Below are 23488 nucleotides of genomic sequence, written 5' to 3'. Positions count from 1 at the left end.
AAAATGATCTTATTTAGTCATTCCTTAAAAAGCCACTATTTTAGTTTCAACAAAAATAGTGGCTTTTTTTTTTTTTGAAAAGTTGAATATTATTTGAAAGCAAAAAATAATTTGGGCTTTGATCTGATTTAATCGAAGCTTTAAGTTGTATCCTATCCCCGCTAAAATAGCATTATGGATATCTCCTATAACTCCTTTTAGAAAGTTTAAACCTAAAGAATGGCTTCTTTTTAAATGAGAGATACAAGGTTCAATGGCTGCTCTCGCTCGGAATCTTTTTCTGGCAACTTCTTGCCCATATTTGGTGCTTGCTTTTTTATTTTGTGGAATTAAAATTTCAGTTCCCTCTATTTCTTTTACTCCTCGAAAACCTCGATCTGTACTCGCTATTTCAGGTCTTGTTCCGCCAATTAATTCTCGAACCCTTTGGCTTTGGGCTAGAGATTCTTCTAAAGTTTTGCTGTCATGTGGATTCCCTGAAAATCTTTTTATGGAAGTGATAACACCCGTTTTTCTTCCTCTCACAATCGCTACTTTTGACCCAAATTCATAAGCCTTCCCCGATTTCCCTTTTGCAATACACGAAGTTTGGGGCTCGTGCAAACTGTAAATCTTATCTTTCGTAGTTCGCTCTTGGGTCAAAACTTTTTGATACTTTTCAAACTCCAGTTTGTAGTTTTCTAAAATAGTTTCCGGTAATTTTCTCTCCAATTCACGAAGTAGTCTTTTTCCCAAAGTCCGAAGCTTTTTCCGTGACATCAATGCTTTCTTTTTTCGTCGCGGATGATGACCAAAATACGCATCTCTCAGCAATTGTTTGCTCACTCTTTTGTAGGTTTGCCTCTGGGGAATACCTTCTTTTTTAGCTATTTTCACGCAATTGTCAATCACTTTTTTTGCCAGTTTTGCATCCGTGGGAAAAGTGATGTTTTTCTCCTGAACCGTCGTGTCTATTTGAACTTCTTTTTCAAATTTTGCTCTCGGATGAAGCTTTACGCTTTGACTCAACAAATATTCCAGACCTCTTTCTCCTATCCTTTTTCTGAAATGAACGAACTGGCTTGGATCAAATGGTTGTGCGGTTTGAAAAAAGGTTTCTCCCGTGAAATATTGCCAATAGGCGTTCTCTATCCATCTTTCCACAACGGATTCATCGCTTTCTTTAAACAGTTCTTTCAAAAGTAATAAACCGGCAATTTTTCGAATGGCAACAGAGGGTCTTCCGTGGGTTGAAAAGAATTTTTCAAACTCTTGTTCCAAATGATCCCAATCAAGCTCATGGGCTAATTGCACAAGTGGATGCTCCATATTAATGAGTTCCGTGAGTCTGGTTTTAAATAAATCCTGTTGTAAATCTTGTTTTGTTTTGCCTAACATATTGCCGCTTTCTATACTCTAAAATACAACTTTTTGGCAATTTAGAAGATAGAGCTTATGTGTTTTGTTTAATTAAAATATTGAAATACAATAAATTAAATACATTTTAAGGCATGACTATTTATTAGTTCAAAGTCGGGAGATTTTGCCCAACAGAAGGTAATAGATCTAATTTATTTTTGACTGCTGACACACTGCTGTCATATTGCAGATGTAAGTTTGCATCATTAATTAATTTTAAAAGAATAAAAATGACAAACGAAATTAGCTCAGTATTTAACTCAACCAATTTTCCTAACCCTACTCTTATTTCAGTCAATGGTGTGGAACTGGAAGTCTTTGAAGCAGGTAAACAAAATGCCGGAAAACCTATTGTACTCTGCCACGGCTTTCCGGAACATGCTTTTTCCTGGCGTCATCAGGTGTCAGTATTGGTTGCAGCTGGGTATCATGTTATCATTCCCAATCAGAGAGGTTATGGGAACTCATCCTGTCCTTCCGAAGTAGCTGAATATGATATTGTACACTTGACAGGTGACCTCGTTGCACTACTTGATTACTTTGGATATGAAGATGCCACTTTTGTTGGTCACGATTGGGGAGCAAATGTCATTTGGAGCCTGGCACTATTGCATCCTGAGAGGGTAAATAAAGTAATAAACCTTGCCTTACCAAGAGCGCGGAGAACAACCATGGATTGAGTTGATGGAAGCTATATTTGGAGGAGACTTCTATTTTGTTCACTTCAATCGACAGCCAGGAGTAGCAAATGCTATAATGAATGAAAATACTTCTCAGTTCCTCCGTAACATATTCCGTAAAAATGTACCTCCAACACCACCAGAGCCCGGAATGCTCATGATCAATCTTGCAAGAGCAGAAAATCCACTGGGAGAGCCCTTAATGGAAGACAACGAACTGTCTGTATTTGTTTCTGCTTTCGAATCATCAGGGTTTACAGGAAGTATAAATTGGTACAGAAACCTTGATAGAAACTGGCAGTTAATGGCAGACGTAACCCCAGTCATTCATCAACCGACTCTTATGATATATGGTGAACAGGACACGATTCCCAAATCTGAAAACCTAAAAAATATTGTTCCTAATTTGGATATTGTGAGTCTGGATTGTGGTCATTGGATTCAACAAGAAAAGCCAGAAGAAACTACCCAATCAATCTTAAGATGGTTAGAACAACAGAATTCTTAACAAGGAAGTAGAAACATATTATCCTCAAAACCGAACAGGTTGGAGACAATGGTTGAGAAAACCACCAGTCTAAACAATCTGTTTGGCTTGTTTATTACACAAGTAGGCAATTAAACCTCAAGACTGTTATGCCTATTTATTCCTTCTCATAACTTCTTTTACTCCTCCTTTTGTTAGAATTATAGAGTTGTAAAGACCTGCACTATCCGGAATAAATTCAATTGTTCTGTCATTATTATCTGCTCTAAAAAATTTCGTTTTAGACTCCGGGATAAGTTGCATCTCTACGCTGTTAAAATAAAGTTTATCATCCATTTTCAATATATCAATTTTATCATATTTACCAACGTATTGATCATATAAACCTGGGTCTGTTTCAATTCGGTGATGTTTGTAAGGAAGTTCGACCTCTTTCCCCAATGCAATGGCGGAAAGTCCATAGCTTATAATATAGGAAAAGGATTCGTTATTAGAAAGTACGGTCACAAAAAGCTTATCATCTGTAAACCGGTTAAAGGAAGTCATTGTACCGAAAAAGCCTCCGTCATGGGCAATTAACTGATGTCCGTGATTGTAAAACGGATTGATGACAAAGCCATATCCCCAATTTCCGGGGCCATAGGGCGTAAACATTAATTTCTTCATCTGTGCGGAAAGAATGCCTGTTCCATATAGAGCATTATCCCATAAAGCCAGATCTTCAACCGTAGAATAAATGCCATCATGACCAAAATTAAATTTCCAGTTGATGTAAGGATTGTGAACAAGCCCGTTTTCTGAGTGATAGTAAGCCTTTGCTTTTTTTTCAACTATCGACTCATTATTACTGACGCCCGTATTCTTCATCCCTGCTTTATCAAATATGTTCTTCTTTAGGAAAACGGCATACTTCTCACCAGACACTTTTTCAATAATCTTAGCCAATAAATAATACCCAATATTACTGTATCCGCTTTTAGTTCCAGGAGAGAATTCATAAGGTATTTTCTTTATTTCAGCATAGGCAGAATCTTTATCTATCGAGCTTAAGGCTATTTCTTTAAAACCCAGAGCCAGCCCTGAGGTATGTGATAAAAGCATATGGATGGTAACACTATCGGCTTTGGGATAAGCCGGCATAAATTTACTCAGTTTATCATCAAGGGACAGCTTCCCTTTTTCAACCAACAGAAGGATAGCTGTGGCCGTAAATTGTTTGGTTACGGAGGCCAACTGAAATTTAGTATCAACGGTATTTTTAATATTCCATTCGTAATCCGCCAAGCCATATGCTTTTTTTAATAAAACTTGGCCATCTTTCGTCACAAGGACGGTTCCACTAAAATTATTGATTTCAGCCTGAGCCTGCATATAGTTCGCAAGATTAGCAGACATATTTTTCTGTCCGAAAAAAAGAATTGGGAATAGAAGTATGATTAGACTTAGCTTCATAAAGTATGTAACGATATTATTAGGCCGTAATATTACTACTTAATAAACACCCATCATTGTATTTTTGTAAACCCCATTAAATAAACATCCATTTTATAAGATCTTTTTCAAGTGTTGTTGTTTTTGAAAAGAAAACTTTCGGTGTAAAACCTGTTAATTTTTTAAAATCCCTGATCATGTGTGACTGGTCAAAATAATCCAGACTATAAGACAGTCCTATTCCATTTTTATCATCAAGCCGGCTTTGAATAGCGGCCCTGAATCTGATAATCTTTTTGAACTGGGAAGGTGTTTTACAAATATGCCGATCAAAATGCTTGTTGATCGTTGTTCTTGACCGACCCGCTGTATAAGACAATTTCGTCATAGATTGATTGATATTATTTGCATGCAACATTTCGGTCAGTATATCCGTCAGCAAAATATCCTCAAACGGATGAAATTTTGAAAGCCAATATAATTCTAGCGCCCTGATTTTTTCATCAGGATCTTTCATAGAAAGAATGGCTGCCATGGTTTCTTTATAATCCTCGTATGGACTAAAATCAGGAAAACTTCCTTCCGCATAATCTCTTAAATCATTTGGAATAAAAGCATTGATCCCTAATGGTTTGAAGTACGTCGTAATTTCATTGATTATGCCTTCATAGCTGATCAATACAGGTTCATTAAAATTGCTTACCAGGTTGGTTTCAATTGGACTGGACTGGCAATATTTAATTGTTATTTTGTTTTTGGTGACCCGAGTTTCTGTTTTTTCGCTTATAGTGACAATTGTATAGATGCTCGGAAAGGTAAAATAAGTCGCAGAAGATTCTTCAGAGGTCTGTTCGAGGATATAAAAGCATTCAATATATTTTTTCAGTATGAGGTTTTCAGGTCTATAGGTCTTTATTTTCATCCTTTTTAGCTTTTACATTGATGTGAAATTAACCCATATATTTTTTTACTAAATGAGAGAAGATCACTTATCGATTTGTGACTGGCAGTTATTTTATCTTTTCAACTTCATAAGTTGTTATATCCTGAAAACCATGAGAAAAAAATAAGAGAAATGAGCCAGATGCCTCAAATTCCAAATCAACAATTAAATTACCTTGCTTTGAAATTCCAATTTTACGATTATGCCTATTATAACCACCATGTAATACCGGAATTCCCCAAGAATTTGAATTTTTTTGTTCTAAACAGAAAAATCCTTTTTTTATTTTCCCATTCAAGATCGGGGATGCTATTACCTTTCCGTTAACAATATGATTTAATTTTAATTTTTGATTATTTAAAAATATGAGCTCAATTTTTTCTTCATTTTCAAACATTGCGATGGAATCAAATGTATAAGGTCTAAAATTTAAAATTGCATAGATATTTTTTGTACGCAATTCGCCTTCCGAAATCATCCTTTTTTATTTTTGCCGTAAACTTGTTTCGGATGATTATAATAAATTCCATTCAGTTGAATATAGTTTTCCTGAGTCATTTTTTCTAAATCATTCTTTAAAGCTTTGTTGGAAGATGTTGTGCAGCTTTGAAATAAAATCAGGAATAAAGGGAAATATAGAAGTGACTTTTTTCTCATTATTTTCACAGTTTTCAATAAATCACAGATTTACTTTATTGGTATTAGTTTTAATAAAGTAAACTTACAAAAAATATGAAATTAAATAACTTTTCAATGAAATTTCACAGCTTTTCAATGAAAAATATTGTTAAAAAAATCTTTCAGTCATCAAATATTACTTAATTTTTAAAAATGAAATGACAAGTATTATAAAATTAATTCTCGGATGTTTTTTCTCTTTGTATTCTTACGGTTGTTATGGCGTAAAAAAGGAGTTTTATTTTATAAAAAATATTCTTCCATCCCAGTTAAATTCTCCCCCTCTACCCAATGTTGCGTAATAAATTATACTCAAACAAATAATGGAGTTTATCAGAATAAGTGGAAACCAATATTTATCATTATTTTTCTTGTTAAGTCTCCTTGTGATTAAAATATGTGCAACAGTTGCCAAAATAATCGGAGGGAAATAAATAATGTTTCCAAGCCCGTGACCAAAATTTAAAAGACCAATAAGGGTCAAAATACAAAGACCAATTAATAGGCGTAAAATGAAAGTGTTAATTCTTTTTAGATTCATTGTATTGTATTTAATTTATTCTAAAATTTAAAACAGAAGGTAAATTACACCTATTTCCCCATTATTTTTTCAAGCTTGACAAAATCTCCGCAACTTCCAAAATTCCTGATACTTTTTTCAGTTCCTATTATTGTTGCAAGATGACAGCTATAACATATCTTGGCGATTCCTACAATTTTATCTTTTTTCCTGAAAATGAAAACATCTCTAAATGTAGGAATGCAAAAACTTCCTAAATCGTCATTACATGGCTTTTCGCTGAAAATAGTATTTATTTCGGGGTATCGTTTTTTATCGATATCATTTTTCTTAAAACCATAGTTTATCAGTTTTTCGGGAAAATTCTCTTCTATTGTTTCAGGATAGTTATTTCTTAATATTGATAAAAACAAAGCATTTTTTTTACTTATTTTTTTATACTCATATGAGTTTTTCTTTCTCTGATATTCTATGTTGGAAATATCCTTTTCACTAATGTCTATCGAATAATAATCAACTTGGTCAAAATCGTAAAACGGCAATTCCTGAGCATTAATTGCAGGAGAAAATGATAAATACAGAATCAGAATTGACAGTAATTTGAATGAAGATTTCATAAATATTTAATGGTAATTTAATTTTTTAAAGTAAGAGCCTGTTTAAGTTTACGAATGTCCGTTTTTAATTATAGTATTAGAAATCAGCAGTTACTTTGTCTTTCCGGAGGAATCTCAACATATTAAATATAAAGTATCTTAGATTCCTACGGAAAGACAAATATGCTGTTAAAAACTAACTTATTACTAATTACAGATATTCATATTAAGTTTTATTAATTTAAATTCTGTATGATTGGTTTTTGATTTTTTTCAATCATTTTTTATATAATTCTAGCAGATTTAGCAGATTAAAAATAGAGGAATCAATATGCTTAATCTGCAAAATCTGCGAGATAAATTATTTCCATTTAAATTTAAACATTCTAACTGTTCTTTAAAAAAATGATTCTAATGAATATTAAAGTTTATTTTTCTTCATCAAATGTTTGGTGGTATTCTACAGTGTTTTGGTTTCCATAAGGATATTCTCCAAAACGTTTTACAATATCGTGTGTTGCTAATAAAAGAAACTCATTGATTGCCATTTCGTCGTTGCTGTGTGTATTGACGTAATCAAGAACGATCAACGCAGCCTGTTCTCTCACTTTATCATATGTATGATTCGGAATATCAGATGTTTTTGAAATTCCATAGACAAACTGCTGGGTAACAATTCGCCATTTCAGCCAGGCTTCAAATAGATAAATGCTGTATTTTCTTTTGTCTATAATCGATTTGTAGATTTCAATTGCTTTATCAATTGAGTTTTCATCCAAACTTTCAGCGTGTTTTACATACTGGTCGGCAAGTTCAATTTGATAAATGGAATATTCCTGAAAGTCCGTTGTCTGTTTTGAAATTTTTTCAAGTAAAACCAAAGTCTCTTTTAAGTTTGTTATCTTTAATTTTTTGTATGTTTCATATTCAGTCGATTTAATATAGTTCTTCTTGTCAATCGTTTTCCAATACGTTTCCTCATTCATGCTAATAAAATTATTAGTTGCAAAAGCTGAGTACAAATAACCCATATATTTATCACTGAATACTTTATATTTTTCAAAATCCTTTTTAAATTCAGGTGAATTAAAACCTTTATTCTTGGAAATATTGTAACTCTGTTTTGTCAATGTTAAATAATCGGAAATATAAGTCTTGAGAGTATCATTTTTAAAGTGACTCTTTTTTAAACTGTCGCAGACTTGAATATAATCTCCGAGCAAAGTTTTTAATTCTTTATCCGTTACATCATCGATCATCAAATTGATCATTTCTTTCTGTTCAGTAATGACATTATTGATGTGAAATGCACGATAACCATCCTTTAGTTTACTAACTAATTTTGAATCACTGTGAACTCTATCTAATAAGTCCTGGCTATAAAAATTATTAAAAAGTAAAAATGATAAAATTATTATAAGGAATTTTGATTTAAAATTGAAGATATTCATGATGATTAGTTGATTAGTTTATTTTTGTCTGGCAAATAATAACTGCTTTCCTGATTAAGCCAATTTAGGACATTTCAGCTTTATCTGGAATATAATCCGACTTATTTTGCCACTCACCAAATTCTGCTAATGGCTTAAAACGTAATGTCGTAAATTCGAAGTGAAAATCTTTTTTATCACGTTCTTTCATTGCATTGATATGTCTTTTGGGTTGTGGCATTTTACTGTGACCATGTACCATATCTGTCATCGCCTTTTGAGTTTTCCAGATGGAAAAGGTAGAAATAATATTTGGATATTGAATAGATGCCAAAGATAAGGTCGTGCCGTTATCTTCCCGAACTTGTTTTTCAACCGGTCTTCCCCAACGAAGAAATCTTGGGATCTGCCTATATCTCATTCGGGCGATAGTGACAGCAACTACAGGGATATTTTCGTTTTGTGTATTTAGTTCTTTATCGGGAATTTGAAACCCTGAAATCCTTCCCCATTGTCGTAGAAACTTTAATCTGATATGGTAGCCTTTTGCTATTTTTCTTCCTTTTAAATTTGATTGTAAAAAATCATTTAGATAACTTTCATTCTCCCATTGAGCAAAAATTACAATATTTCTGCTGAAAATTCTGGACACAGTAAAAATAGGCGATCCTAAAATCATAGCAGACATTGTTTCCGCATAAATCAATCCACTTATTTGTTTTGAATTAACAGGAAAAAATATAATTCTGAGTGCCGAAGTTAAAGGTAGTTTTACGATATGATACGAAAATACAGTCATTTTTTTTTTTCTATTTTTTTTTTTTAGAGACAGTAATTTCCAAAATTGATCTAAAATTTACATCTTAATCTTCACTGTATCCTTTCGATTCATATTTTACTTTTAAAAAGTTGTTGTCTAATTTTTTATCCTCGAATATCTGGTAATCACATTCATTTCAGAGCCTCCAAGATCTACAGTTAATATATCTTTTTCCTGATTATAATCTACTCTGTATTTATATTTTTGGTTTGACTTCTCATCAAGAATTATATTTTCACCTACCATTTTATATTTTAATTCTATTTTTGATTGATTACCATCAAATTTATATGAAGTAATGGTGTTTTTATTGATGTGAAGTTCAGCGGTTTTGAATTGATTATATAATTTTTCAGCTATTTTTTTCTTTTCATCAAGACTTTTAAGGTGTCCTAAAGTTTTTTCAAAGTAATTAACAGTATATTTTTCATGATTTTCATAATAAATTGTATCGGAATCCATTGTATAAAGATTCAGTTTCCAGGTTCCGGAAATATCTTTCTTTATTTCCTGTTTCGGAAAGAATAGAATGGTGACTATCATGAATAAAGAAGAAATAATGATTTTCATTGTCGTATTAGTTAGTTATTTCGTATCGTTTTTTTTTTCCTTTGCTTAAGGAAGATTGTCCATAAAATAAAAGTAATTACCCCAATAAACAATGTTAGCAAGAGCGCTGCATTAAAAAAACCGGAAGCTTCATTTCCCATTGTGTTCCCCCAATAAGAAGCCATCATAGCAATACATACAATGATCATAGCTAAGAATGATAATGAAAATAGAATAACGAATGTTATTATTAGAATTCGGGTTATTAGTTTTAGTTGTTTCATAGAATAATTAAAGCGTTTTCTAATCTAATTATTAATACCAAAGTAAAATCTATTATTCAAATTTAGATTTTACAAATAATATGGTTTCAGAATCTTGCCCATTTTGACACTCAATTGATAAACTATAATTGTCATCCTTATCATAAGGGCTTGCCCATTGAGATAAATTGCCGTTTTTGTCATAGAATTCAAACAATCCATCATTACCTCCAGTTTTCCAAGTTCCTTGATTTTTTAATCCTATCTTTTCACGCCCCTCAAATAGATAGGTTCCATCATCAAATAAGATTAATTTAGCTTGATTTATTCTACTTTTGCTTGATTTTAACGATTCACTATCAGATGAATTTAAAGTGTAAGTTCCAGCAAAATTTTCCATTTCACTCTTATTGATTGACGGCAAGGTTATTAAATACCAAACAGCAATTAATCCCCAACACAAAAAAGGGATAACGATAATTTTAAGAGCTGTTTTTTTTAATGCAGACGATTTTTTAATAAACGCTATAAACATTACAATTAAAGCAATGATTATAAATAACCCACTCATTAAGATTAGAAGTATGAATAGTAGACTTTCCAGCATATTTTTTTATTGTGGAAAATTATAAGATAGCCATATTAAAAATAATATTGTCAGGATTATAGAAGTTAAAGAGCCAAATAATAAGCCCAATCCCAGCTCACGCATTTTTGACTTTTCCCTATATTTTAAAGTGATTAAAAGTCCGGATATTGCAAAAGTGGTAAATATAAATAATATTAGATAAAAACTATCCAGCAATTTTAGTGCTAAAATCAGAACAAATCCGGTAAGAATTGTGAGAATAAAAGAAACTATTTTCAATTTTTTGCATTTTTTGTAAATATAATAAAAAGTCAATTACTTATTCAACACAATTTTGTATGTTTTTAATTTATGCAATTATATTCCAGATTTTATCAAATCAAAAAAGTCAAATTTAATATTTTTATAAAATTACAATTTAGTACATCTTAGATTCAAGTAATAAATGCAACAGTCATTAAAAAAGTCTGGGGCTTGAGCTTTTTATTTCGTTGATTGTATTTTTATAAAAGTCTTTATCTTTTTTTGAGGGTGAGACATTTAATTCTTTAAATTTTATTTGAGAGTTTTTATCCCGAAATTTAGTTAAATCCAAAAATTCACTATCAAAAATTTTATCGTAAAAAGTTGGCAGTTCATTTTTGTATATTGCTAAAACTGCAAATTGTTTATATATTTTAAAAAGCAATTTTTTCAAATTTATTTTTGTTAATGTTATAAATAAAGAGTTCAATTTTTTCTTGCGATAAAGGTTTGACTATAGGGGCTTCTCCCTCATAATTAAGAAATTTTCCTTTCGAAATTTTAATTGTATCAAAACATTTTTTATCTGAATAAATTAAGTCGATATAATTTGCATCTTTTATTTTTTCAACATTGTTATCAAATTCTAAAATTAAAATAGGATAATTAAATACTAGATCCATACTGTTAGTTGTAGAATTATATTGTAAAATGCTTAGCTCTAGCCCAACTTTTCTATTACTTATTAAACGTAATGCTTTGCGAGGATTTTTGCAATCAATGTTTAACTCCTCTACAGAAAAATCTTGACTTGTGAATTTATTGTTATTTTTAATTTCAACACCCGTCTTCCCATCGAAGATTAACACCGGACTATTATTATCCATCTCATCGAAAATTAAATAGTCTGGTATATTATCAGAAGTAATATCTATTTTAATTGAATCAATTGGAAGACCTTTACTTTTATTTAGATTTTTTTCTAAATCTGAAAGAACTTTTTTTTCCATTTTGTTTGCCTGATTGCAGCATACTAAGAACGGAAGAATAAAAATAATTACAATTTTTCTCATTACTTTATAAATTATTAACATTATATGGGATTTTCTTAACTGATGATTTGAACTGTTCTGGGGGAAAATTACACCTCACTCCCAGAGACTTTTTATTGAAATATGGAAAACTCAATCAAAATAACGCAAATGAGTTTCCCACATTCCAACAAAATTTTTACAACAACAATAAATTATTAACAAAAAACTCTACTTTTAAATGTAACTAAGAAGGGTGAGATTACAAGCACTCTTATAAGTTTGTCTTTATCTTTGAGTAGAACTTTGATGTTATGTCCATATAAAGCTTCTGTATAAATATTAGGATATACTGTAGACCCAAATTTTAGTACATCAATAATCTTTTCATCATTCGCATCACGCCAATCAGCCGTAATAATATTTGATTTTTGACCGATTGCATTCACAATAATTCCGTGAGGATATCTTCCCACAGGAGTTTTTCCTTCTAAAAAAGGTTCTATATATGCTGCACCTCCTCCTTCCAGAAAATCCCCAAAATTAAGCTCCAGTTCAGGACTACCAGTATCTAAAGCTTCATTAAAACTAGTACTTTTTAAAACTGGTCGATCACTTCCTATTAACTGCCAAACCCACCGAATATTAGCATAGTCTTTTTTTAAATCGGCTAACTGCTGTGCTTGTGTTTCATTAAGCTTATCTGAATCAGCATTATACTTCTCTGTTAACTTCTTTTTTTCAGCATTTCTTCGTTTAATTCCGTCTCCTCTAGCGTCTAAATTAGCCTGATGTGTTACAGCAAAAATTTTATTTAATTCAGACCACGAAATATAATTTAATACTGTTCTAAATCAGAAAAACTTAAATCCTGTATTTTAGGCAAAGTTTTGATTGGCTTTAATTTAGTGTTCTTTATATTCTTTTTGTTTGGGCTAAAGTCTCTATTATATTCAGTTTTAGTTCCTTTTATTAAATCTATTTCTGTTTCGGAGGTAGTCTCTTTTCCATCCCAGATTACTCGTGATATTTTAATTAATTCAAAATTATTTTGCTTCAGCCTAAATTCATACCTGCTTTTTCTATTATTAATATCAGTGAGCATTATTAATTTACCTTCTTCAATAAAAAAATCCGGAATTACATTATCATTATGCTTCCCATTTTTATCAGCCGGATATTCGTTTTCAATAAGTTTTGTAGAAGAAACGACCAGTTGAAGTTTTTTATCAGGCTGGGAGAGGAATATCTGTACTCTTACGGGCATGGTTTCATCTATCACATCCATTTCTACCATAATCCTGTCATTCTTTTTATCATGATTCAAATCCCCCACTTCTTCTTGTATCAGAGATGTATAATTACTTTTATTTACATTTTTTTGAGAATATAAATTAGCATTGACCAAGAAAAGAAATATAATAATGGATGATATTTTTTTCATATTTTTTTTAATTGATTAATAAAATTTGCTGTTAAAATGCTTCTAATAATGATTGTAAAAAAGATTCAGAACCCTTTGGATATGCAAATAAAAATTCCAGTATAAGTTAAGCAGCATTTTTACAAATTTCGTTTTGATTGTTGAATTCTTCTATCGTTTGGTAATTCAGGATGCTATGACGTCTTTTTTTGTTGTACCAGATTTCTATGTATTCGAAAACTTCCAGCTCCATTTGTTCTTTTGTAGTGAGCTTGTTACCATAAATGAGTTCCGTTTTTAATGATTTGAAAAAACTTTCAGCCACTGCATTATCCCAATAATTTCCTCTGCGGCTCATACTTCTTATGACGTTATAAAAATCTAATGTATTTACAAATTTTTTGCTTGCATATTGAACACCTCTGTCGCTATGAAAAATTAATCCATCTGCTATTTTCCTATTTTTGACAGCCATTTTCCAGGCTGTAAGACTTGTTTCTTCTGTACTCATTCCTTTACTCAAACTCCATCCGATTATTTTTCGGTCGTATAAATCAATAACAGTTGTCAAGTACAAAAATCCTTCTTTGGTCTGGATATAAGTGATGTCAGAAACCCAAACTTTTGAGGATTTATCTGCTGTAGAGTTTCTGTCCAAGATGTTGTCTACTACCAAATAATTGTGTTTAGAGTTCGTAGTTACTTTAAATTTCTTGTTTAATTTACTTCTCAAACCCAGCTCCTTCATATATTTTACCACCGTGATTCGCGATACTCTGTATCCTAATGAATTTAACTCAAATGCAATTCTCGGGCTTCCGTAGCGTTGTTTTGATGAAAAATAAATCGAAGTTATTTGATGTTTTATTTTTTCTTTCAAAAGCAATATCTTGCTCCTGGGTCTATTTTTCCATTTATAATAGCCACTGGAACTTAATTTTAAAATATTACACATCTTTTCAATCGGGAATATAAATTCATTATTTTTTATGAATTTATACTTCATCGACCGCTCTTGGAGAAGATGCCGATTGCTTTTTTTAATATATCACGTTCTAGCTCTGCATCCTTAAGTCTTTTCTCCAGTTCGTAGATTTTTTCCTATTCAGGGGTGAGTTTTAAATTCCCATTCCCCGGAAAGCTACCTGCCCCAAATTCTTCATACTCTTTGCGCCATTTGTAAAGTAGTGTGACAGCGATTCCTAGTTCTCGGGCGAGTTCCGAGATATTAGTTCGCTCATTGCTTAGTTGAACGGCCTTGGTCTTAAAAGTAGGGTCGTAGATTTTTCGCTCTCGTTTCATAAATTAAAATTAAGGTTTTATGCTTAACTGTAACTGGACGCTAAGTTAGTATATCCACTTGTTTTTTGAAACATCTTTTCACGAAAGAGTTAGGACAAAAAAGACCGTCTTTTGGGGACAGTCTTTATTTGAGTCTATATAAATTTTGACGTTTTTTTATGATGTTGGCCAAATTCCTTCGTACGCAGAATTACCGTAGTTGATTTTCTCTGCACTTACGACAAAACTGATTAACATAGAGTTCTGGTCAACTGCATCAAAATCTACTTCGTGCTGAATAACGTAGCCGTTTTCCCAGTTTAAAGTAATTAAAGTTCCTTCTTCGTGAGATTTGTTGAATGTAATTTCGCCTGATGTTGGTTTGTATTTTCCATTTAATAATGATTCAAGGATTTCAGATTTTTCTGTTGCCTCAATCGTTAATTTGATAAGCGCATTTGATGGATCTGATGCTACTCTACCTGAAACATCTGTAGATCTAGAAACGCTGTAGTTCAATTTTAATAATTTTTGACCTTCGCTGCCATTGAATTTTAAGATTCCTCTTGAATTTGCTGCCATAATAAGTAAATTTTAAATCGTTAGTATTTTTATGATTTCTATAACCCAAAGATAGATACCCTAAAAATATTTTTAAAGCTTTTAAAACTATTATTTCGAAAATTGTAGTAATTCTACGATTTCTTGTAGTAGAACTACGACTCCTTTTAATGGATTTATCTTAGATGGTCTAGAGACTTATTTTCTCTTGGCCTAATGCGGGTAACCCGATGGTATTTGTGGTCTTTAATCCTAATGCTACAACACCTTCTGTTGATATGCCAGCACTTTCTGGACGCCGATTCTTAACCGCATTTGCCAGCCCAGATGGTGCTAATAATGACTGGTTGATCATTCCGGCAGATAGCGGCGCGTTTTCTTTCAATGCGACATCATTAACCAATACACTACAAGAAAAAATACAAATTCTTTATTCTACAAAAGGTAGCGAAGCGGCAGACTTTACAGCTTTTGGAGGTTAAATGGATGTCCCAACCTTACATTATACAAGTTCAAACGGAGAAAGGTGTTGCTTCTAAAAAATTAATTTTTAAGTAATTCTTTATTTAATTTATAAATTAACCGCTTCATTTTAATTAATGGAGCGGTTATTTTTTTTGATTCTGATTTTTGGGACGCCATTTCCCAACCTTAATTAATCAAATGCTTAATTTATATTTTCAGTCTAAATTTCATTTTTTTAAAAGGATTTTTGTAAATTAAAGGTGTTGTAAAAACGACGCTAAGAATATTAATCATGACGCTAAGTTTATAATTTTTAATTTAGCCAAAATTTCATTTTAGGATGCCTTACCATTCAGACCATAAAACAAACTTCATATCACAAATTAATTTTAAAGACCTTCTGGATGAGGTCGAATTTGATTTGCGCATTAAAGAGTTTGTCGTGATGAATATCAATAAGACCAACTATAATATCACACTCAATATCCCTTATCGTTCAGATTATTTCACCCTTATTTTAATCGAAAAAGGAAGCGTTCGTTTTAGATTAGATAATGCAAGTTATCAGGCTTATGAAAGTGATGTTATTTTTTGTCCGATGGCGGAAACATTTTGGATTGAGGAAATTTCGGATGATTATGACGCTAATTATATCTTTTTTTCGGTTAAATACATTTCAGAAGCTGGGTTTAACTACAAATCGAATGATGTTTTAAAAAGTCTTTCCTCAGATCCAACCAATATTATCCGAAATGAACCCGACTTATACCGAAAAATAAATTTTCATCTGGACGAGTTGAAAACATTAAATAATGCCGAAAAAGAAAATTATTACTTTAACGAAATGATTTGGCATCACTTTTCGCTTGTCATTCTGGAGATTGATAATTACTTCAAAAAAACAGAAAAGACAGCGCAATTAACTTATCGTGAAGATGAGATTACAACAAGTTTTTTCATTCTTGTTCGTCAACATTTCAAAGAACAGCATAATGTTCAATTTTATGCCGACCAACTTTTCATCAGCCGAAAATATCTCACCAAAGTCATCAACAAAACAATGCACAAATCTCCACGAGACATTATTCATCAGGTTTTGATCATTGAAGCCAAGATTTTGCTCAAAGATTCTAATGCCAATGTTGGGGAGGTCGCTAGTCAACTTAAGTTTTCAGACTTGGCTTCTTTCAGTAAATTCTTTAAAAAACATACCGGACAATCTCCTTTAAAATACAAAGGAAGCGATCTGTTTTAATGTCAATTTTAAAAGATGTCTTTTGTAGAATTTATAATCTTTTTTTTCATTAGCTTAGCTCTGATTATGAGTTCTCTTTTTTATCTATAATGTTTATTAAAGATAACTATTGCATAAATTTTCATCTTAAAAATTTTGTTATATAAACACAAATCAAAGATGTCTTTTTGACAAATTAAGTCGTTTTTTGAATATTATGCTTCGCTTTTTTTTGAACGAATTTTGCACCAAAAATTTAATTAAAATTGTTATGCAGAGATTCTCTATACAAAAATCATCTATACTTGGCGTGGCTTTATTGGTCTTAGTCGGGTGTAAAAAAGATAATCAAGGACAGGCTTATCAACAGCAGGCACCACAACTTCCGGTAGAAACCGTAAAACAAGGAAACGCTTCCGTAGAAAACGAATATGCAGCATCTGTAGAAGGTGTTTCTAATGTAGAAATCAGACCACAGGTTACAGGATATTTGAGCAAAATTTTTGTCGACGAAGGCGATTATGTAAGAACAGGACAGCCTTTATTCAAAATTGAAGACCAAATTTTCCGTGAGCAATTGAAGTCGGCACAGGCAACTTTAATTTCAGCTCAGGCAGGTCTTGCCAATTCTAAAATCGATTTGGAAAGAAAAAAAGAATTGTCAAAAAACAAAATGGTTTCAGACATTCAGGTGAGAGAAGCAGAGGCAAATTATAATGCGGCGAGAGGTTCTGTAAGCCAAGCAACCGCTGCCATCGAATCTGCAAAAATCAATCTTAATTTCTCTACCATAAAAGCTCCGGTTAGCGGATATATCGGGAGATTCAATTACCGTTTGGGAAGTCTTTTGACGCCGTCTAATCAGGCAGCGATGACTTTATTGTCGGATATTCATCAGGTTTATACTTATTTTAGCTTAAGCGAAAATGATTTTAGCAATTTCCAGAAACAACATTCGGGAAGTAATATGGATGAGGTTTTAAAGAATACGCCAGCGGTCTCTCTCCTACTTTCTGGCGGAGAAAAATATTCTGAAACTGGAAAAATTGATGCCGTTGAAGGACAGTTTAACAAAACTACAGGATCCATCACTTTAAGAGCAAAATTTAATAATCCGAATAACATCCTGAGAAGTGGAAATACCGGAAAAATTTTGATGAAACAAGAATATTCCAACGTTATTCTTTTACCGATTGCTTCCACACGTGCCATCCAAGACAAGACGTTTGTATTTACAATCAAAGACGGAAAAGCGGTGATGCTTCCTATCGAAATCAGCGGAAAAGCCGGCGATAATTTTATCATTTCAAAAGGGATAAAAGCAGGTGACCAATACATCGCTTCAGGCTTCGACAGGCTACAACCAGGCACTCCTGTAGTGGCACAAACGCAAAATTCTCAACAGAAAAAATAGTAAGAAAAAGTTATGTTAAAGACAATTATAAAAAGACCCGTTCTGGCGACGGTTATCTCCGTATTGCTTGTCATTTTGGGGATTGTCGGTATGATGAGTCTGCCGATTACCAAATTTCCCGACATTGCACCACCAACCGTAATGGTGACAGCGGCCTATCCTGGAGCCAATGCCGAAACCATTGCTAGATCGGTTGCGCCGCCACTGGAAAACGCCATCAATGGGGTAGAAAATATGGATTACATTACTTCTACAGCGAGTAATGACGGTTCGTTATCGATTACTGTGATTTTTAAATTAGGAACAGACCCCGACCAAGCTGCAATTAATGTTCAAAACCGTGTTGCGCAGGTAACCAATCAACTTCCTTCCGAGGTTGTACAAGCCGGAATCACGACTGTGAAAAGACAAAACAGTATGATTGCCATGGTTTCACTGACCAGTAAAAATGGTACAATGGATGACCTTTTCCTTGAGAATTATGCTAAAATCAATATCGTTCCGGAACTCAAAAGAGTAAAAGGTGTAGGAGATGCAATGGTTTACGGAAACAAAGATTACTCGATGCGCGTTTGGCTTGACCCAAATAAACTGACTTCTTACAAGCTTACGCCCGCCGAAGTTTCTAGAGCGATTCAGACTCAAAATTTGGAAGCTGCGCCGGGAAGATTCGGGGAAAGAACTAAAGAAGTGATGGAATATGTTCTTCGTTATAAAGGAAAATTTACGGAGCCTCAGCAATACGAAAACATTACCATTAAGGCTTTAAGCGACGGTTCTGTTTTAAAATTAAAAGATATTGCAAAGGTTGAATTTGGGGCTTATAGTTATACTGTAGAATCAAAATATAATAAAAAACCATCTGTAACGATGGCGATTTTCCAAATGGCAGGTTCTAATGCGAATGAAGTTCAGATTGCGCTTCAGGACAGAATGAAAGAACTGGAAAAATCGTTCCCTGACGGAATGGCTTATGAAATTCCTTATGCGACAAAAGATGCACTTGACCAATCTATCGAGCAAGTTATCCATACCTTAATAGAAGCATTTATTCTTGTATTCATCGTCGTTTTTATATTCCTGCAAGATTTCCGTTCTACGTTAATTCCGGCGATTGCGGTTCCGGTTTCTATTGTGGGAACGTTTTTCTTTATGAATATTTTTGGCTTTTCAATTAATATTTTAACGCTTTTCGCTTTAGTTCTTGCCATCGGAATTGTGGTGGATGACGCGATTGTTGTTGTAGAAGCCGTTCACGCCAAAATGGAACATAAAAAACTCAATGCAAGAGCAGCAACAATGTCGGCGATGAGCGAAATCACTGGAGCTATTGTTTCAATTACGTTGGTGATGTCTGCGGTTTTCGTTCCGGTAGCATTTATGAGCGGTTCCACGGGATTATTTTATCAACAATTTGCCTTGACTTTGGCGATTGCGATTATAATTTCTGCAATTAATGCCTTGACGTTGAGTCCTGCTCTGTGTGCTTTGTTTTTAAAACAACGTCACGCCGATTCTGACAAAAAAATGAACTTTAAGGAGCGTTTTTTTGCCGGATTTAATGCGAGTTTCAACAAATTGACTTTCCGTTACGGAAAAGCAGTTTTATTCTTATTAAAAAGAAAATGGGTTGCAGGAATCATCGTTTTAGTTTTCGGAGGATTGTTTGTATGGATGTCTATGACGACTCCAAAAGGATTTATCCCTGACGAAGACCAGAGTTTCATCATTGTAACAGCGAACTTAGCTCCCGGAGCATCAAAAGACAGAACTTCAAAGGTTGTTTCTGACACCGAAGATATTTTAATGAAAAATCCAGCGGTTGACAAAGTGATTTCTGTAGATGGTCTTAATCTTTTCAGTGGTTCTATGTCATCTTCCGCAGCTTCTATTTTCGTTAAATTAAAAAAAGGAGAAGAAAGAGGACAAGTCAATAATATCAATGACATTATCGGACAAGTTCAGGGAACACTTTCTCAAGATAAAAGAGCTAATTTCCTGGTTATTAATACGCCAACTGTAGATGGGTTTGGTAATACCAGCGGCATGGAACTCGTTATACAAGACAGAACGAATGGTGAACTTCAAAATCTAGGAAATATCTCTTACGGAATGATGGGTGCATTAATGCAGAGACCAGAAGTTGCCTTGGCTTATACTACTTTCGATGTTTCTTATCCTCAGTTTGAGGTGGTCGTTGACGAAGTGAAAGCGGCGCAATTGGGTGTCAATGTTTCTGATGTTCTGGGCGTAATGCAAGGTTATTACGGAAGTATTCAGTCTTCAGATTTCAACAGATTTGGTAAGTACTATAGAGTTTTGGTACAATCTACTCCAGAAACAAGACAGGACAAAGAATCATTAAACGGAATTTTCGTTAAAAATAATTTAAGTGAAATGGTGCCTATCAATACTTTGGTGACTTTGAAACAAGTGACCGGTGCAGAAGTGGTAGACCGTTTTAACTTATTTAATTCATCAAACCTTACCGTGATGGCAGCTCCGGGATATTCTTCAGGTCAGGCAATGGCAGCAATTGAAGAAGTAGGAAAACAGGTTCTTCCTCCGGGTTATACGTATGATTACAAAGGGATGAGCCGTGAAGAAGCCAGTTCTAGTTCGCAATCGGTCATGATTTTCGGGTTGTGTATCATATTTGTATTTTTCCTTTTAGCGGCACAGTATGAAAGCTACATCCTTCCATTTGCGGTATTAATTGCTATTCCGGTTGGTTTATCTGGTGTATTTGTGGGAATTACTTTTGCTGAATTATCTAATAATATTTACGTACAAATCGCCATGGTTATGTTGATTGGTCTTCTTGCCAAAAACGGAATCCTTATTGTGGAATTTGCCATCCAGAGACGTAGAGCTGGTAAAAGTTTAATTGCTTCGGCTGTAGAAGGTGCAAAAGCCCGTTTCCGTCCGATTTTGATGACTTCTTTGGCATTTATTGCAGGTTTAGTTCCTTTGATTTTCGTGGTTGGTCCTTCTGCAATGGGTAATCTTTCGATTGGTTATGCCGCGATTTCAGGAATGTTATTCGGAACCATCTTGGGCGTTTTTGTTGTTCCTGTTTTGTTTGTGGTTTTCCAGGCTTTACACGAAAAAATCAATGGAAAAGCAGTCACAGAAGCCGATTGGGAATATTAATTTACAGAGGTTTTAATTTAAATCAATATTAATTCTCGCAGATTAACAGGATGAAGCAGATATAATTTTTGTTATCTGCAAAATCGGAGAAATCTGCGAGAGATTAAAATAACCTCTATTAATTCAAATGATTTTTAAAAAATGAATTCAATTAAAAATATAGCATATATCGCATTAATCTTGGGAACGGCAATTGCTTGTAATGTTCAGAAATATGAACAACCCGAAATCAAAATGCCTGAAAGCTTCAGAAACGACAGCATTGCAACTGATAACAACGAAAATATTGCTAAAATCAGTTATAAAGATTTCTTTAAAGACCCTGTTTTAGTGAGTTTGATTGATAAAGCAATGACTCAGAATAATGATTTGCAGGTCGCTTTAAAACAGATAGAATTTGCTTCTTTAGCTTATAATCAAAGTAAATGGGGAAATGTTCCCACTGTGAATGCAACGATAGCTAATGCAAGTGTGAACCGACCTTCCGACAACAGTATGAACGGAATGATGGCGGGACAATTTATGGGAAGTCGGTATATGCAGGATTATACCACATCCATCAATATTTCTTGGGAAGCAGATATCTGGGGAAAAATAAAAGGTAAAAAAGAACAGGCTTTATCAGATTATCTCAAAACTCAGGAAGCTGCAAAAGCCGTAAAAACGCAATTGGTAGCAACGGTTGTTCAGGCTTATTATAATCTATTGATGCTGGATACTCAACTTGAAATTACCAAATCAAACCTACTTTATTCTGATAATACGCTGAAGTTTTTGGTGAAACAACAGGAAGTGGGTTTAACAACTGCTTTGGCAGTTCAACAGCAAGAAATAGTAAAAGACCAGATTTTAAAATCTATTCCAGCGATTGAAAGCTCGATTATTACTCAGGAAAATGCGTTGAGTATTCTGACTGGTTCGATGCCAAATAAAATCGAAAGAAGTGCAAGTTTGAATAATGTGCAGTCTCCTGATAATATCGCATCAGGAATTCCTTCCGAATTGTTGAGTTACAGACCCGATATTAAAAGTGCAGAATATGATGTGAGAAAAAGTGTTTCTGCAATTAATGTGGCAAAAGCAAATATGTATCCTTCTTTTAACATCACAGCCCAAGGCGGTTTGAATGCTTTTAAAGCAAGTAATTGGTTTAATATTCCAGGTTCACTTTTTGGTATGGTAGCCGGCTCTTTAGCACAACCTATATTAAATGGAAAACAATTAAAAACCCAATTCGAACAGTCTAAAATTGTTTCTGAGCAGGCTGAAATCAATTTCAAACAATCGGTTTTAAAAGCAGTTGGTGAAGTTTCTGATGCTTTGATTCAAATTCAAAAGCTGGAAGAACAGCAAAAAATAAGTGAAGGCTTGGTGAGAAAATCTAATGAAGCCGTTGAGAAAGCAGATTTGTTATTTAAATATAATTCAGCGACTTACCTGGAAGTCATTTTGGCTCAAACCAACAAATTGCAGGCAGAACTTGATTTAGCTTCCTTAAAAGCTCAAAAGTTGAATGCAATAACCGCTCTTTACCGCTCTGTAGGCGGAGGATGGCAGTAAGCTAAAATAAAACCTGCTATTTCTAATGGATTTAGCAGGTTTTTAAATTAAATATTCTACAAAATAAGTCAATTTTGAAGCTTTGGGTAAAAGACAGATAAAACCAATGAAGTAATAATTGTACTTTTACAAATCTATTACTAAATAAAAATGACGACACTCTTTATAAAAAATATGGTTTGCAACCGTTGCATAATGGTGGTTCAAAATGAATTGGATAAACTGGGTTTGCCAGCGGTAAGTGTTAGCCTTGGCGAGATAGTTTTTGAAAAGGAACCTAGTCTTGAAGAGAAGAATAATTTAGCAGAAGCTCTATCAGCATTGGGTTTTGAAATGATAGATGACAAAAAAAGCAGGATTATTGAAAAGATAAAAAATACCATCATTGAGTTGGTACATCATCAGGATAATGAGGCTAAAACCAATCTATCGGATATTTTGAGTACAAGACTTCATAACGATTACAATTATTTATCCAACCTTTTTTCGGAAGTAGAAGGCACAACGATTGAGAAATATTTTATCGCCCAAAAAATTGAAAGAGTAAAAGAATTACTGGTTTATGATGAATTGTCATTGAGTGAAATTGCTTTTCAACTTAATTATTCGAGTGTTGCCTACCTTAGCAATCAATTCAAAAAAACTACCGGATTAACGCCGAGTCACTTCAAACAAATAAAGGAAGAAAAACGCAAACCATTGGATAAGGTTTAGTAAATCTTACAAATCAATTCCATAA

Annotated in this window: 26 protein-coding genes; 8 read left to right on the top strand and 18 right to left on the bottom strand. The window is 33.2% G+C overall.

Annotation, left to right across the window (positions count from 1 at the left end):
• Positions 1-24 precede the first annotated feature (24 nt).
• Positions 25-1377, bottom strand: coding sequence for an IS5 family transposase (locus LO744_RS07820; RefSeq protein ID WP_230668532.1), 1353 nt, complete (start codon positions 1375-1377; stop codon positions 25-27).
• A 251-nt stretch (positions 1378-1628) separates the two neighbouring features.
• Between LO744_RS07820 and LO744_RS07815 the strand changes: the two genes are divergently transcribed.
• Together LO744_RS07815 and LO744_RS07810 are read left to right on the top strand one after the other, a co-directional pair.
• A complete protein-coding gene (locus LO744_RS07815; RefSeq protein WP_230668531.1) occupies positions 1629-2078 on the top strand; it encodes an alpha/beta fold hydrolase in 450 nt (149 codons plus the stop codon).
• Complete coding sequence (locus LO744_RS07810) at positions 2041-2586, top strand: alpha/beta fold hydrolase (RefSeq protein WP_230668530.1); 546 nt, start codon at positions 2041-2043, stop codon at positions 2584-2586. The genes LO744_RS07815 and LO744_RS07810 overlap by 38 nt, the downstream gene beginning before the upstream one ends.
• Before the next feature lie 132 nt (positions 2587-2718).
• On the opposite strand, the gene LO744_RS07805 is transcribed toward LO744_RS07810, so the two are convergent.
• The 17 genes from LO744_RS07805 to tssD form a co-directional block, all read right to left on the bottom strand.
• Complete coding sequence (locus LO744_RS07805; protein WP_230668529.1) at positions 2719-4017, bottom strand: serine hydrolase domain-containing protein; 1299 nt, start codon at positions 4015-4017, stop codon at positions 2719-2721.
• Between the two features lie 76 nt (positions 4018-4093).
• Positions 4094-4918 (bottom strand): helix-turn-helix domain-containing protein, encoded by an 825-nt coding sequence (locus tag LO744_RS07800; RefSeq protein ID WP_230668528.1) that lies wholly within the window; start codon positions 4916-4918, stop codon positions 4094-4096.
• An 88-nt stretch (positions 4919-5006) separates the two neighbouring features.
• Complete coding sequence (locus tag LO744_RS07795; protein WP_230668527.1) at positions 5007-5417, bottom strand: hypothetical protein; 411 nt, start codon at positions 5415-5417, stop codon at positions 5007-5009.
• Entirely contained in the window at positions 5414-5596 is a 183-nt protein-coding gene (locus LO744_RS07790) for a hypothetical protein (protein WP_230668526.1), read from the bottom strand. The genes LO744_RS07795 and LO744_RS07790 overlap by 4 nt, the downstream gene beginning before the upstream one ends.
• A gap of 259 nt (positions 5597-5855) precedes the next feature.
• On the bottom strand, positions 5856-6158 hold the full coding sequence (locus LO744_RS07785) for a hypothetical protein (protein ID WP_230668525.1): 303 nt from the start codon (positions 6156-6158) through the stop codon (positions 5856-5858).
• Positions 6159-6208: 50 nt separating this feature from the next.
• The gene (locus LO744_RS07780; protein ID WP_230668524.1) at positions 6209-6754 is read right to left on the bottom strand and encodes a hypothetical protein; all 546 of its coding nucleotides are present in this window, start codon (positions 6752-6754) and stop codon (positions 6209-6211) included.
• Positions 6755-7161: 407 nt separating this feature from the next.
• A complete protein-coding gene (locus tag LO744_RS07775; RefSeq protein WP_230668523.1) occupies positions 7162-8004 on the bottom strand; it encodes a hypothetical protein in 843 nt (280 codons plus the stop codon).
• Between the two features lie 244 nt (positions 8005-8248).
• Positions 8249-8962, bottom strand: a complete 714-nt coding sequence (locus LO744_RS07770) for a hypothetical protein (RefSeq protein ID WP_230668522.1) — start codon at positions 8960-8962, stop codon at positions 8249-8251.
• Positions 8963-9079: 117 nt separating this feature from the next.
• The gene (locus LO744_RS07765; RefSeq protein WP_230668521.1) at positions 9080-9553 is read right to left on the bottom strand and encodes a hypothetical protein; all 474 of its coding nucleotides are present in this window, start codon (positions 9551-9553) and stop codon (positions 9080-9082) included.
• Between the two features lie 315 nt (positions 9554-9868).
• On the bottom strand, positions 9869-10402 hold the full coding sequence (locus LO744_RS07760) for a hypothetical protein (protein WP_230668520.1): 534 nt from the start codon (positions 10400-10402) through the stop codon (positions 9869-9871).
• 439 nt (positions 10403-10841) lie between these two features.
• Positions 10842-11081 (bottom strand): hypothetical protein, encoded by a 240-nt coding sequence (locus tag LO744_RS07755; RefSeq protein ID WP_230668519.1) that lies wholly within the window; start codon positions 11079-11081, stop codon positions 10842-10844.
• Positions 11062-11637 carry a hypothetical protein gene (locus tag LO744_RS07750; RefSeq protein ID WP_230668518.1) on the bottom strand — a complete coding sequence of 192 codons (576 nt, stop codon included), beginning with the start codon at positions 11635-11637 and terminating at the stop codon, positions 11062-11064. The genes LO744_RS07755 and LO744_RS07750 overlap by 20 nt, the downstream gene beginning before the upstream one ends.
• 239 nt (positions 11638-11876) lie before the next feature.
• Complete coding sequence (locus LO744_RS07745; protein ID WP_230668517.1) at positions 11877-12134, bottom strand: hypothetical protein; 258 nt, start codon at positions 12132-12134, stop codon at positions 11877-11879.
• Between the two features lie 362 nt (positions 12135-12496).
• A complete protein-coding gene (locus tag LO744_RS07740; protein ID WP_230668516.1) occupies positions 12497-13102 on the bottom strand; it encodes a hypothetical protein in 606 nt (201 codons plus the stop codon).
• Positions 13103-13208: 106 nt separating this feature from the next.
• Complete coding sequence (locus tag LO744_RS07735) at positions 13209-14087, bottom strand: IS3 family transposase (protein WP_230668515.1); 879 nt, start codon at positions 14085-14087, stop codon at positions 13209-13211.
• Between the two features lie 95 nt (positions 14088-14182).
• Positions 14183-14383 (bottom strand): transposase, encoded by a 201-nt coding sequence (locus LO744_RS07730; protein ID WP_230668514.1) that lies wholly within the window; start codon positions 14381-14383, stop codon positions 14183-14185.
• A gap of 156 nt (positions 14384-14539) precedes the next feature.
• On the bottom strand, positions 14540-14944 hold the full coding sequence (gene tssD / locus LO744_RS07725) for a type VI secretion system tube protein TssD (protein WP_230668513.1): 405 nt from the start codon (positions 14942-14944) through the stop codon (positions 14540-14542).
• A gap of 257 nt (positions 14945-15201) precedes the next feature.
• Between tssD and LO744_RS07720 the strand changes: the two genes are divergently transcribed.
• The 6 genes from LO744_RS07720 to LO744_RS07695 all read left to right on the top strand — a co-directional run bounded on the left by LO744_RS07720 (position 15202) and on the right by LO744_RS07695 (position 23463).
• Positions 15202-15405, top strand: a complete 204-nt coding sequence (locus LO744_RS07720; protein ID WP_230668512.1) for a hypothetical protein — start codon at positions 15202-15204, stop codon at positions 15403-15405.
• 323 nt (positions 15406-15728) lie between these two features.
• Positions 15729-16643, top strand: a complete 915-nt coding sequence (locus LO744_RS07715) for a helix-turn-helix domain-containing protein (protein WP_230668511.1) — start codon at positions 15729-15731, stop codon at positions 16641-16643.
• Positions 16644-16893: 250 nt separating this feature from the next.
• The gene (locus LO744_RS07710) at positions 16894-18036 is read left to right on the top strand and encodes an efflux RND transporter periplasmic adaptor subunit (protein ID WP_230668510.1); all 1143 of its coding nucleotides are present in this window, start codon (positions 16894-16896) and stop codon (positions 18034-18036) included.
• A gap of 12 nt (positions 18037-18048) precedes the next feature.
• Positions 18049-21189 (top strand): efflux RND transporter permease subunit, encoded by a 3141-nt coding sequence (locus LO744_RS07705; RefSeq protein ID WP_230668509.1) that lies wholly within the window; start codon positions 18049-18051, stop codon positions 21187-21189.
• Positions 21190-21330: 141 nt separating this feature from the next.
• Complete coding sequence (locus LO744_RS07700; RefSeq protein ID WP_230668508.1) at positions 21331-22749, top strand: efflux transporter outer membrane subunit; 1419 nt, start codon at positions 21331-21333, stop codon at positions 22747-22749.
• 150 nt (positions 22750-22899) lie between these two features.
• Complete coding sequence (locus LO744_RS07695) at positions 22900-23463, top strand: helix-turn-helix domain-containing protein (RefSeq protein ID WP_230668507.1); 564 nt, start codon at positions 22900-22902, stop codon at positions 23461-23463.
• Positions 23464-23488: the final 25 nt, after the last annotated feature.

The organism is Chryseobacterium turcicum, from assembly GCF_021010565.1.
In the GTDB taxonomy this organism is placed as follows: Bacteria; Bacteroidota; Bacteroidia; order Flavobacteriales; family Weeksellaceae; genus Chryseobacterium; species Chryseobacterium turcicum.
This window is presented reverse-complemented; position numbering and strand designations above follow the sequence as displayed.

Bases quoted from the DNA above. Each gene is read 5' to 3' on its own strand.
- LO744_RS07820 (WP_230668532.1), bottom strand. From the start codon at position 1,377: ATGTTAGGCAAAACAAAACAAGATTTACAACAGGATTTATTTAAAACC.
- LO744_RS07815 (WP_230668531.1), top strand. From the start codon at position 1,629: ATGACAAACGAAATTAGCTCAGTATTTAACTCAACCAATTTTCCTAAC.
- LO744_RS07805 (WP_230668529.1), bottom strand. From the start codon at position 4,017: ATGAAGCTAAGTCTAATCATACTTCTATTCCCAATTCTTTTTTTCGGA.
- LO744_RS07800 (WP_230668528.1), bottom strand. From the start codon at position 4,918: ATGAAAATAAAGACCTATAGACCTGAAAACCTCATACTGAAAAAATAT.
- LO744_RS07795 (WP_230668527.1), bottom strand. From the start codon at position 5,417: ATGATTTCGGAAGGCGAATTGCGTACAAAAAATATCTATGCAATTTTA.
- LO744_RS07790 (WP_230668526.1), bottom strand. From the start codon at position 5,596: ATGAGAAAAAAGTCACTTCTATATTTCCCTTTATTCCTGATTTTATTT.
- LO744_RS07785 (WP_230668525.1), bottom strand. From the start codon at position 6,158: ATGAATCTAAAAAGAATTAACACTTTCATTTTACGCCTATTAATTGGT.
- LO744_RS07780 (WP_230668524.1), bottom strand. From the start codon at position 6,754: ATGAAATCTTCATTCAAATTACTGTCAATTCTGATTCTGTATTTATCA.
- LO744_RS07775 (WP_230668523.1), bottom strand. From the start codon at position 8,004: ATGATCAATTTGATGATCGATGATGTAACGGATAAAGAATTAAAAACT.
- LO744_RS07770 (WP_230668522.1), bottom strand. From the start codon at position 8,962: ATGACTGTATTTTCGTATCATATCGTAAAACTACCTTTAACTTCGGCA.
- LO744_RS07765 (WP_230668521.1), bottom strand. From the start codon at position 9,553: ATGAAAATCATTATTTCTTCTTTATTCATGATAGTCACCATTCTATTC.
- LO744_RS07760 (WP_230668520.1), bottom strand. From the start codon at position 10,402: ATGCTGGAAAGTCTACTATTCATACTTCTAATCTTAATGAGTGGGTTA.
- LO744_RS07750 (WP_230668518.1), bottom strand. From the start codon at position 11,637: ATGGAAAAAAAAGTTCTTTCAGATTTAGAAAAAAATCTAAATAAAAGT.
- LO744_RS07740 (WP_230668516.1), bottom strand. From the start codon at position 13,102: ATGAAAAAAATATCATCCATTATTATATTTCTTTTCTTGGTCAATGCT.
- LO744_RS07735 (WP_230668515.1), bottom strand. From the start codon at position 14,087: ATGAAGTATAAATTCATAAAAAATAATGAATTTATATTCCCGATTGAA.
- LO744_RS07730 (WP_230668514.1), bottom strand. From the start codon at position 14,383: ATGAAACGAGAGCGAAAAATCTACGACCCTACTTTTAAGACCAAGGCC.
- tssD (WP_230668513.1), bottom strand. From the start codon at position 14,944: ATGGCAGCAAATTCAAGAGGAATCTTAAAATTCAATGGCAGCGAAGGT.
- LO744_RS07720 (WP_230668512.1), top strand. From the start codon at position 15,202: ATGCCAGCACTTTCTGGACGCCGATTCTTAACCGCATTTGCCAGCCCA.
- LO744_RS07715 (WP_230668511.1), top strand. From the start codon at position 15,729: ATGCCTTACCATTCAGACCATAAAACAAACTTCATATCACAAATTAAT.
- LO744_RS07710 (WP_230668510.1), top strand. From the start codon at position 16,894: ATGCAGAGATTCTCTATACAAAAATCATCTATACTTGGCGTGGCTTTA.
- LO744_RS07705 (WP_230668509.1), top strand. From the start codon at position 18,049: ATGTTAAAGACAATTATAAAAAGACCCGTTCTGGCGACGGTTATCTCC.
- LO744_RS07700 (WP_230668508.1), top strand. From the start codon at position 21,331: ATGAATTCAATTAAAAATATAGCATATATCGCATTAATCTTGGGAACG.
- LO744_RS07695 (WP_230668507.1), top strand. From the start codon at position 22,900: ATGACGACACTCTTTATAAAAAATATGGTTTGCAACCGTTGCATAATG.